Raw genomic sequence first — 11,232 nt, forward strand, 5'->3', positions numbered from 1 at the left:
CCGTCTCATCAATGACTTATTTAATGGTTGATTTCCATTATCGTCGCCATAACGGTCGCAAACCTGTGTTTCTCGTCTCACATAAGAAAAAACGCGAATATTTTAAGCTGCAATTATCTTTCAATTCCGGCGCCAATATATCTTGAATCGGTGCTATAGCGAAGGTTGATTGGTGAACTGTCGAATTGGCATGGCAGCAGCATTATTTCCAGTCGAAAAGCTGGCCTCTACAACCCGACTTTCGGGAAAAATTTACCCGCCAGATAGATTATATCGACCGCAACAAAAATAACGAGAGACGATAAACCGGTTGAAAGCATAGGCGTTTTATTCCTGAAACCTTATAAAAGCATCGGCTTTCCTTTCCTCCGTGACCATATTTCAATACTGATTGCTTGTCTGTTTTTTGTGAACAATTTATTCATCTTTCAATGGGTGGTTTTTGCATTGAAACTATCGAACAGGCGATTTTCCGAGGCAGATTTGTTCAACATAAAAAGTGCCGTTTTGCCGTCGGTGAAAACGGTTTGAAAACCTATAACCGCTGAACGGGTTAAAAAATTCCGGTTTGTTTCTTTATCATCCTCATCATCACGCAAAGAAGCAACAAAGTTGTTTTCATAAAGATCGGCAACGATTGTTGCAGCCTGTTTATTCAAAACATTGGTTTTGTCGCCATAATAAATACCTTTGACATCCACCACAACACCGCCGTCAAAATTGTCCGATTGGGAAAATGAAAGGTCGATCAGGTGGGTTGCTCCCAGATTGTTGCGATAGTTTTTCCGGATACTCATTCGAGCCGATAATTTTCCGTCATCGGTTTTGAAATTGCCAACCAATGCCGTTTCATCAAGCGGATTATCTTTTGAATGGGGAGCGTTAAGTGACCAGCTTACAGTTGATTGCAACTTCACTTGTTTGCCCTTCTTGTCGGTAAGCAACAACAGGGCGGCTTCCGGTTTTTCTTCATTTGAACTTTGTTTGTCGGAAAAATCATCCGGCTGAATAGTCGCGTCTGTCCGGCTTCCCCCTGTTACGTTTTTATTCGGGACCTCTTCCAATTGCGGGCGCATCACCGATATCGGATAGGAAACCGCGCCGGTTCTGACACTCTCCTTCGGTGTCAAAACGGCTTCTTCAGCCTCTTCCCGATCATCCGCTTTTACCCGTTGTGATTGAACGGATAGCCCGTTCTTCTGCGTCTCGCTATTTTTTTTGTCGGAAAAATTCCGGTCTGTCGAGCTTTGTTCATCTTCAAAATTGCCCAAGGGAACATATTTTTGTCGCAGTAAACCCACGACAGTTTCAGGTGAGGCCGGTTGATTGATCGCAGCCGTTTGCGCAGGGTCAGGCTTTTCATTTCTGTTTGCAGTCACGCTTTCCCCTGCTTGTTTGAACGGTTCGCCAATCGCTACAGACGGTTTTGAACGGTTGAAGAAATAGCCGCCGGCTAAAAGCAAAGAAACGAGAAAAATTGCGGCTGCAATAAAAGGTTTGTTCCATAATTTTGCATGATAGTCTTGAAAATCTTTCATGCGTGATGGCTGCTTTTCCCATCTTTTTGCACCTTTACGATCAACCGGAACTGTTGGAAAGAGATCCTGCGTGACATTTTCTTCTCCCCTATGATCGAGTTCTTCACCCCTATGATCGAGATTTCCGAAAAACGCGGTTCTGTTCTTTTCAAATGTGTCGGCAATATCGGGCGCACCTATTTCCGCAGTTTTATTTTCTGAAATTGCAGTTGTGAGTTGGTTTTTCTTATTTTCACCTTTCATTGTCGAATTGTCTTCATGTGATAATTGAAAGGCCGCCACTTCTTTATCAGTCGTTCCATTGCTTTCCGCAGTCATACGCGTTGCGGTTTTTTCTTCGGTTGCGATTTTTTCTTCGATTGCCGTTTTTTCTTCGATTGCCGTTTTTTCTTCGATTGTATGAACGTCAATATCCGCGCTTGTTTCTTCAGCATTAGAAAAGGATGGAGCGGCTTTGTTCACAGATCCGGTTGCAAATATTTTTTCATCATCAACGGCTATTTTACCGGAAGCTGCTTCGGCGGAAGTGATATATGGCTTTTCATTGTGAGTGGCATTGGTTTTAGTGGTATCAAACGATTGTCGGACAATATCGCCTTCAGTAACGGTGCTTCGAGCCGGTTGTTCTTGCCGCGATGAAGGCTTTCCCGAAAAAGCCGGTTTTTCTTCTGACATTATTTGCTTTGAAACAGCTTTATCCGAACCTGAAACAGAACCCGAAACCGCCTTCTCATCCGGATTTCTTTTTGTTGGAAACACAACTGTCGCAGCACTGAAGGAAGTAACCTGCGCACTCGAAACAGAGGAAGAAATGCCGCTATTTTCTTTCACCGCAGAAGAAGGCACAGCCTCTGCCATCACCACTGTTTCGGTTTTGAAAAAGCTCTGTTGGTGCTCCTTCCCGCGATTTTCCTGAATATTATAACGACTGCCCGCAGAATTGTCGAAAGGCTGTCGTGCATTTCTTTCGGCTTGTGCATCAACCATGGAAAAAGCGTTTTGGTTGAAGAAACTGTCGATCGAAACCGGATTGGCCGGTGTGTCGATATAGAGGGGGTAATCCTCTGCGTCAGGCCTCATTGCCCCCCTCGGTCGAGGTTTCAAAACGTCGGAAAAAACCGGCTTTTCTTTCCTGTCACTGTTTTCTCTATCAGCCCTGTTTGTTCTGTCATCGCTGTTTGTTCTGTCATCCTTGTTGCTTCTATCGGGTGTTTGTCCTGCCTCTAACCTTTGTTGTTCTCCAACACTCTTATTTTGTTCGTCAAACTTCTGTCTTGCTCCGGCATGATGTGCGGCTTCGCTCATTCTGTCGCCGGTCGACAAAGGAGCTTCTGAACGGCGAAAAACACCGGTTGGCGCTGGCATTTCATTTGCCGGTTTTTCGATAAAGACTGTTTGCTGTTTTTCGCTGTAACCGGTTTGTGTTGTTGCGCGATTTTCCGGTTCTGCTCCATCAGGCATTGGCAAAACAGAGACCTCTTCTTCTATAGTTCCAACAACAGGTTCAACGCCTTGTCTTTGCAACTCACTAAAAAACTTTTTGCCGGATTGGTCTTCGGCACCTATATGCATTTGCTGCTGCCTACCCCTATTCTCTTTATCGGGATTGTGTTGCTCTTGCTCCGATTTCCCGTGAACAACATTCTCATCGGGCTGCGTAAAAACCGGTAACACTTCATCATCACGTTCCGGCAAACGGGTCTCGCTATCCATTTCCGGCTTTTTGCTTTCAACCATGGAATTGATAATCAATACCGGCTCGTTCTTCTGCCGGGCATGAGTTGCAACTTCCGCAGTTTCTTCGGCTATATTTTTTGAAAGCTTGTCGAACTCGTCTTCCAGACCTTCTATTAAGGGGTCGATTGGCGCGTTACTTGAATTGGTGCCGAGAGGCTCGACCGTGCTACCCCTATCGTTATTCATCGCTGAAGCGTGAAGATTATCGCCTTTGTTTTCCGTTTTATCTGCAATATCTGCTCCGTTATGGATGGTTCTATCGCGTGAAGCTTGCAGATTATATTTCTGTTCATGGAGCGCGTTAATTTCGTCGTCGCTCTCAAGTGCGGATGGTTGCTCTTTCATACCGACCTGTTCAAGCTTCTTCACATCTATCCGGCTTTCTGTTAACGGGCGCAATTTCGCCATATCAATAGCGACATCCTGTTTCGTGCCAAAATAATCCGGCAAATAGGCGTGATAGGCAAAATGGCAGCTTACATTCTCTTGGCTAAGCTCGAAAAATTCCGGTTCCAGCACATAAAAAGACTCCACTTCACAAATCGCTGCTTCGAGTTGCAACAGATAGGAGCGCTGAACCAGTTCCGGCGCATCCATTTCATCAAGTTTGGATTTGATTGCAGAACGCGCTTTCTCATAGATATGCTGACGCACTTCCGAGGTCGGCTTCAAATTTTGCTTTTCTATCGACTTCTTGAGAAGTTCTGCAATATTGACCATTCTTTACGCTCAAACCTTATTCAACATGTTTCGTTTAACCTGTAATAATTTTGTGTAAATAAAATATCATTTATATTTTTATTTAAATAATTAAAAACTATCGATTATAATTTTCATTTTATTTTTGTTTTCATTATTTAAATATTTTATATTCTATAAACTAAATTACTTTACTTGCTTTTACTTCTTTAAAACTGGACAAAAACGAAGAGTGTTGCACACAATAAAACCGCAAAATGCCGATTTTTCCCGTTCAATGATTTTTCCCGTTCAACGATTTTTCCCGTTCAATGATTTTGCCATTCGTTATATTCCGATCTGTTTTCTAGCGTTCCCGCAGTGCCTCCTTCGCCCGATTGAGCGGCTTGATAAGATAATCAAGAACGGTTTTTTCACCCGTGCTGATTTCGGCAGTTGCCACCATTCCCGGAATAATCTGGTGTTTTTTTCCATCTTTGGTTTCAAGGTAGCTGTGATCGGTCAATATATAAGCGCGATAGTAATAAACGCGCTTGTCGACATCGTCCTCGATTGAATCGGGTGAAACCATTTGCACATGCCCCGGCAACGAGCCATAGATTGCTGAATCATAGGCTGTTATTTTGACATTTGCTTTCTGGTCTTTGTGAATAAAGGCAATGTCACGCGGATTCAATTTGGCTTCGATAAGAAGCTGGTCGCCCAAAGGTACAATTTCCATGAGCGTGCCACCGGGCGCAACAACACCACCGATGGTGGTTACCCGAATATCTTTGACAATACCATTTGTCGGCGAGCGGATAACGGTGCGCGTCAGTTGATCGGCCAGTCCTTCCCTTGTTTTCAACAACGGCTCAAGATCGGCCATGGTTTTTGTATAATCGCCGCGCAAGGCGACATAATATTCGTTTTTTGTGGCAGCAAGTCGTGAAGAAAGTTCGGCTGCATTCTGTTGAAGCTTCAAGACTTCCACTTCGCTGGCGGCTCCGGTTTTAAGAAGCGGTTTGGCGATTTCGACTTCGTTCTGGGCAAGTTTCAATTGTTCTGTGAGGTTGAGAACATTTTCCTTGAAAGCCTGACGATTGGTGTAAAAAAGTTCTGTCTCGCGATCAATCACTTCCTTTTTGTCGCTTATATCTTCAGGATAATCGACTTTTTCCTGATTGTTCATTTCAGCGTCAAGGCGTGCAGCACGCGCTTTGAGAGCAACAATTTTGGCAAGTGTTTCATCAACATTGGACTTTGCTTTGGCAGGGTCGAGTGAAGCGAGAATTTGTCCTTCTTTGACTTCATCACCTTCCCTCACCATCAATTCGGCAAGAATACCGCCTTCCAGATTCTGGATAATCTGGCCTTTTGAAGCGGGCATCACTTTGCCTTCGCCGATAGCCACTTCGTTCAACACCGCGAAATAAGACCAGACAATGAAAATGCAAATCATCGCAATGATAATCCACAGAATAGCCCGTGCGCGCTGGTTGACGCCGTGAATTTTCACAAGTGAATCGACATTCATTGCTGTACTTTCTGTTTCATCCGCAAAGACGTTTCCGCCGCTTCCGGCTTCACCGGATGGATACCCAATATTTCATCTTTCGGGCCGTCGCGGACAATCCTGCCATTGTCGACAACAATAATGCGATCAACGAGCTGCAAAACCGGATAACGATGGGTGGCAACAATCAATGTTCTCTCGCCAAGCCATGACTGCATCCGGTTCAACACGGCAATTTCTGTTGCTTCGTCCAGTGAAGCTGTCGGCTCGTCGAGAAGCACAATGCGGGGAGAGCGCAGAAAAAGCCGCGCCAACATCAATGTTTGTTTTTGCCCGCCCGACAGGCCGACACCGCTTTCACGAAGCTTCAGATCAAGCCCGTGCGGCTGGTTGAGAAGAAGATGATCGGCCGAGGATAAACGCATCGCCGCAAGAATCTGTTCGTCGCTTGCCAGAGGATTGGCCGCAAGAAGATTGTCGCGCAAGGTTCCGTAAAACAGGCTCGATTCCTGAAACATTGCACCAACATCACGACGCACATCGGCAATGTCGATCATGCCGATCGGCGTGCCATCAAGCAAAACGCGCCCCTGCACGGGTGCAGAAAGACCGGCAAACAAACGAAGTAATGTCGATTTACCGGCGCCGACACGGCCGAGAATGGCAATTTTTTCACCGGCACGAATATCGAGCTTGGGGATTATCAAAGCCGGTTTTTCCTGCGGGCCATAAAGATAGACGAGGTCCTGCATCTGGTACTGACCGGTCAAAACCGGCTTATGGTAATAATCCTTGTCGCTATCGTGATCGACGGGCAAAGTAAGGAGCCCGTCCAATCCCCTTTTTCCCACTCTTGCATTTTGCAACTTGCTCAAGATTGCCGGAATTTGGGCAAGCGGCGCAATGGTGCGGCTGGTTAGAATTGAACAGGCAAGAACAGCACCGAAAGAGAGCTTGGCATCAAGAATGCCATAAACGCCGGCAATAACCACACCGACATAGGCGATCTGCTGCATCGTTTGGGAAAAATTCATCAGCATGGAAGCAATTTCGCGCTGTTTCAGGCCGATTTTACTGCTGACCTTGTTGACTTCATCCCAGAGGCGGCGGAACCGCGGTTCTGCCTGCAACAATTTGATGTCTTCCGCCCGATAGATCGACTCCATCAAAATGGCATTGCGCATGGCCGATTCTTCCAACCCCTGACCGGAAAGCTTGGCCAGCGGAAATTGTGCAATAATTCCGGGCAGAACAATGAAAGGAATGGCGGCGACGGGAACCAGAACGATTGCACCGCCGATGAGCCAGATGATGAAAAGAAAGGACACGACAAACGGCAGGTCGATAAGAACGCCCAAAGTGCTCGATGTCAAAAGCTCGCGCATCTGGTCGAGATCGCGCAATTGCGAGATCAATGTTCCCGGTGACCTTGGCCTCGCATCATTGCGGATATTCAAAACGCGGGCAAAAAACATGGCTGACAATTTGAGGTCGGCCTGTTTGCCGAAATGATCGGTCACAGCCACACGGGTTGTCTTTAAAACAAATTCGAGAAGCAGGGCGAGAGCAACACCGGAAGCGAGAACCCATAATGTATTGGTGGAACGCCCCGGCACCACCCGATCCCAAACCTGCATGGCAAAAAGCGACGTGCCGATTGCAAGCAGATTGCCAACAAGCGAGCCAAGCCCCAATTGTAGAAATATTGGCCAATTGCTCACAAACAGCCCTTTGAACCACGACTTCGGTTTTTTTTGCAAATATTCGTCAAGCCGGTCATCGTGGGCAGCCAGATGGCGTTCGACAAGCAGCAATCTGATTTTGTCGCCTTTGGCAATTTCAGAAAATGGCACACGTTTTTCAAATGCGGCATTATTGACCACAAAATGGATAATGGCGGTGTTTTTGTCGCGCCCTGTCAAAAGCCCCAGAGTGCCATCAACCTGTATAACGGCCGGTAGCATCACTGACGATATTTCACCGGCACTCACTTCGACAAAAGTTGCCGCAAGTCCGGATGCTAGCGCAACATCAATAATCGATTGTTCGGTGGCCTCTCTTCCGCTCCATTTGGCGGCATTTCTAACAAGTTCGTCGGATACCGGAATATCAAGTTGGCGGGCTGCCAATAATAGAATATCGACCCATTTGGCAATAAGTGAGGCGGCGTCGATCTGTTCAAATCCGGCGTCCTGGCTTTTCGCAATACCGGCAGTTTTTCGGGCTTCGCGCGGGGTGTTCACTTCCCCTTCCTGTCGGGTTTCCTTTTGCGGTTCGTGTTCCGCTCGTGCTTCCTTTCGCGGCTCGCGTTCCGGAGCTTCCGGATTATTTAATGGCGAGGATCCCCCGCCTGCGGCCGGTTCGGAACCGGTTCATTACCGGTTGCTTTTTTATTTTTCTTGCCCGAAGGAAACGAAATGCGATTTGAAATGATTTCCAAACTTGACATGGTGATACTTTCAATTGTGCTCGCGTAGACGGGTGACCAATTGCCCCACCGCATAATAGGCTTTGACCTTGGCATAGAGCCGGTCGGATATTGCTGTAATCTGGTCGCTTTCGGCAGAAAACGTATCTCTCTCGGCATTGATGACATCGGTAAGGGGGCGTTTGTTCAAGGTATATTGCTGCCAATAGAGATCGCGCGAGGAAAGCGACAAATCCATCAATTGTCTGGCATTATCCATCCGTGCGCTGGCCCCTCTTTCTTCCGTTTCGGCAGAACCGCGGGTTGTACGCGAAACAAGCTGTTGATTGTCGCGTGCCTGTCTTGCCGCGCGCAGTTCCGCTTCGGCCGCCTCTATCTGATATTTTTCGCGTTTTCCGGTTGATAATTGGCCACTTAACTGCAAACCGACAAATGTGCTGTCATTGGTGGCATTGCGCTGGCCGGTTGCTCCCGATTGGCTGACGCCAAGGCTCACCGAGGGAAAACGATCGGCTTTTGCAAGCCGCACCCTTTGCTGTGAGGCTTTGACTTCCGCTTCTGCCGCAAGAACCGCCGGTGTCTTGTCGACATCGCCCTTGCCCTTGCTCAAACTGTCCATGAAACGGCTCGTTTCAGCCAATGTTGCCACTTTTGTCGGGCGGAAACCGCTGATTTGCGCGAATTTTCCCGCAGCCACATCGAAACGCGTTGTCGCCTGCAAGAGATCGGACTTTGCCCGTTGCATCGCCACTTCCGCCTGATTGAGATCGGAAGCATCGGAAAGACCGGCTTTGACACGCTGGGAAATTTTATCATGCGTATCGCGCAACAGCGCGGATTCCCTTTGCGCCGCACCGATCATATCCTGTGCTGCCGAAAGCTCTATGAAAATATTGGCCATATTTTGCGCCACATCTTCCATAGTGCTTTGCAGTTCGTGCATCTGTTTTTCGTTCGTTGCACGAGCTGCACCGATGCGGCTTGAGGTGCGGCCAAAGTCGTAAATAAGTTGCGAGGCTCCCACTGTGCCACGCACATTACCGGGGTCATTATTGTTACCGGAAGAATTATAATAGCGGTTATAACCGGGATTGACGCTATATTGCAGCGTCGGATACCAGGCGGATTTTTCAATCGCTATTTGTGCCTTGCCTTGAGCGACAACCGCATTGGCGCGCCCGATGTCGGGGTGACGGGCAAGCGCAACCCCGACTGCATCCTTGATGCCAATGCCATTCAAACCGATTGTCGTAACCGGACCATTTTTGGCATTTGTGTTTTGTGATTTCTCTAATAAAGCATTGTCGGCATTGCCGGAAGCCGCATCGGCTGTGACCTGAGCCGCTTTTTGGCCTTCCGCTTCATTGTTGACAGCTTTTCCGGTCGCCACATTATGTTCGTCGACAACCGACATCATGGAATCTGCTATAAGCCCCGCCTCGCCACTTCCGGAATTTGGTTGGGCGGGATGATGGCGCACCACACGCGGGCTTTGTGATCGGGATGTGGTGCAACCGGTAAAGCTGATACCGATGGCAAGCAGGCTTACTCCAAGCAGCAGATATTTTTGCAAAAGGCTGAACTTAACCATGTGTTGCACGCAAGTTCCCTTCTGCTGTTTCTATCGTTCCGGAACTTTCCGAAAACTGCCTGTCGGGTTTCACTCCAAATTCACCGGCCGGAACCGTTGAATAATTCCGGTAGGCGGCAAAGCCTTGCTGTTCACGCGGCTCAATGTTTCCGCTATCTTTCCATTGCGGCTTGGCATTTGCCGCATTGATCCGCATAAGTTCGGCACCATATTGTTGCATTCTTTCCATGATGCGCGGCGGCAGATAATTGAGGTCTCTGATTGCCGCACCGGCACTGATAATGCCGAGCGGTGCTGCAACAAACAGCCAGTTCATCAAATGAAACAGGGGAGACCAACCGCTATTATAACCGGCAATGTCGATAATGCGGGGTAACCGTTCTGAAAAACAGGCTTTCATGGCTTCATAATTTGGCGAACGTTTTGCCTGACCGGCTTCGCGCCAGAATGCGCTGTCAGACCGGCCACCATCAAAATGCATACGCTGGAAATCGGCTATTTCGCCGAAGCTTCTGTCATTTGCTTCATTGAAAGCCCCGATCGTGTGAGCGCCGATAATCCCCTGACAGGCAATGAACGTTCTTTCAAGCTCGCCAAGCTGTTGCAACATATGCGCAAATGATGAAGACTCAAGCGGACTGATAAAGCCTGACGCAACACCGAGAGAAACCACATTATTGTTCCAGACGGTTTTGAAATTCCCCGCTTCGTAAGTTGAAATTACGCCCGCCGTGACTGCAAAACCGAAATAGGATTGAAGCGCTTGCCTGATTTGCGTTTCAGTGCCTGATTTGCCGGAAAAAACATAGTGCACAAAGACATGATCTCTCAACGGCACTTGCCATAAATAACCATTGGCGAGCGCCACCGCCGCACTCACAAGAGAGGGGTTTTTTCTTTCTTCGGGAATTTTAAAAGACAAATAGCGGTCTTCCGGCAATTGTGATGAAAATGAACGCCAGACGGATTTATAGGCCTTTTCTGCACCAAGCCGCTCGAAACCGGTTGCATCAATGATAAAATCGGCAGAAATTTCGGCACCACCGACAAGTTTCAATGCGACAACATCGCCACTTTCGGATTTGACAAACTCGACCACCTTCCGGCTCCGGCTGGAAATCTGCCGCGAAAGGGCAATTTTTTTCAGAAGCTTCAAAAATTTGCCGACATTGAAATGGAATGTCGGCTTTATGCCGCTACGCCGCAGATTGAAAACGGCATTGGCTTCGACTTGTGAAGCACCCGTTGCAACCAGTGAAAATCCGGGAAACAAGGTATGAAGAGGTGTTCCCGTTGCAATACGGGTCGCAAGAAACGGCCAAACTCCGCGAAACGAAAAATCAACCTCTTCGACATGTTCGTCGGGTGCAGGAAAAAGCTCATAGAAAATATCGTTTGCATTGTCCGCGCGCCAACCGTGATAGGCATTGCCGATTTTGAAAGTTGCATCGGTTTCGCGCACAAATTCATCAATGTCGATAGAAGCACGTTCAAGACTGGCAATAAAATTGCCGGATCCGCCCTCGCCCCCTGAATAAGCCGGATTATCGGGATCTTCCAAAACCACGATTTCCACATTCGGGCTGAACACACGTCGCAACATCAATGCGGCCAACCAGCCGGTCAATCCCCCACCTGCAACTGCAATTCTTTTTGCGTGCCTAAGATCCAGCAATTTTTGTCTCCACCTGAGGTTTAACGCTGCAACGGGAAAGATACGCCCCGCCCGAAGGTCACTCTCCAT

General features: G+C 47.8%; 5 protein-coding genes. All 5 read right to left on the reverse strand.

From position 1 onward, the window contains the following. Positions 1 to 428: 428 nt before the first annotated feature. Positions 429 to 3,995 (reverse strand): hypothetical protein, encoded by a 3,567-nt coding sequence (locus BBC0122_RS10185; protein WP_077993544.1) that lies wholly within the window; start codon positions 3,993 to 3,995, stop codon positions 429 to 431. A gap of 325 nt (positions 3,996 to 4,320) precedes the next feature. Beyond that, positions 4,321 to 5,490, reverse strand: a complete 1,170-nt coding sequence (locus tag BBC0122_RS10190; RefSeq protein WP_077993545.1) for a beta-barrel domain-containing protein — start codon at positions 5,488 to 5,490, stop codon at positions 4,321 to 4,323. Continuing rightward, entirely contained in the window at positions 5,487 to 7,712 is a 2,226-nt protein-coding gene (locus BBC0122_RS10195) for a type I secretion system permease/ATPase (protein ID WP_225868112.1), read from the reverse strand. Before BBC0122_RS10195 ends, BBC0122_RS10190 begins: the two co-directional genes overlap by 4 nt. 216 nt (positions 7,713 to 7,928) lie before the next feature. Beyond that, positions 7,929 to 9,488, reverse strand: a complete 1,560-nt coding sequence (locus BBC0122_RS10200; RefSeq protein WP_225868113.1) for a TolC family protein — start codon at positions 9,486 to 9,488, stop codon at positions 7,929 to 7,931. After that, positions 9,481 to 11,232, reverse strand: coding sequence for a tryptophan 7-halogenase (locus tag BBC0122_RS10205; RefSeq protein WP_077993546.1), 1,752 nt, complete (start codon positions 11,230 to 11,232; stop codon positions 9,481 to 9,483). Before BBC0122_RS10205 ends, BBC0122_RS10200 begins: the two co-directional genes overlap by 8 nt.

The organism is Ditibartonella choladocola (assembly GCF_002007565.1).
Lineage (GTDB): Bacteria > Pseudomonadota > Alphaproteobacteria > Rhizobiales > Rhizobiaceae > Bartonella > Bartonella choladocola.

Excerpts from the sequence above, each read along its gene's own strand:
- BBC0122_RS10185 (WP_077993544.1), bottom strand. The coding sequence starts at position 3,995 with ATGGTCAATATTGCAGAACTTCTCAAGAAGTCGATAGAAAAGCAAAAT.
- BBC0122_RS10190 (WP_077993545.1), bottom strand. The coding sequence starts at position 5,490 with ATGAATGTCGATTCACTTGTGAAAATTCACGGCGTCAACCAGCGCGCA.
- BBC0122_RS10200 (WP_225868113.1), bottom strand. The coding sequence starts at position 9,488 with ATGGTTAAGTTCAGCCTTTTGCAAAAATATCTGCTGCTTGGAGTAAGC.
- BBC0122_RS10205 (WP_077993546.1), bottom strand. The coding sequence starts at position 11,232 with ATGGAGAGTGACCTTCGGGCGGGGCGTATCTTTCCCGTTGCAGCGTTA.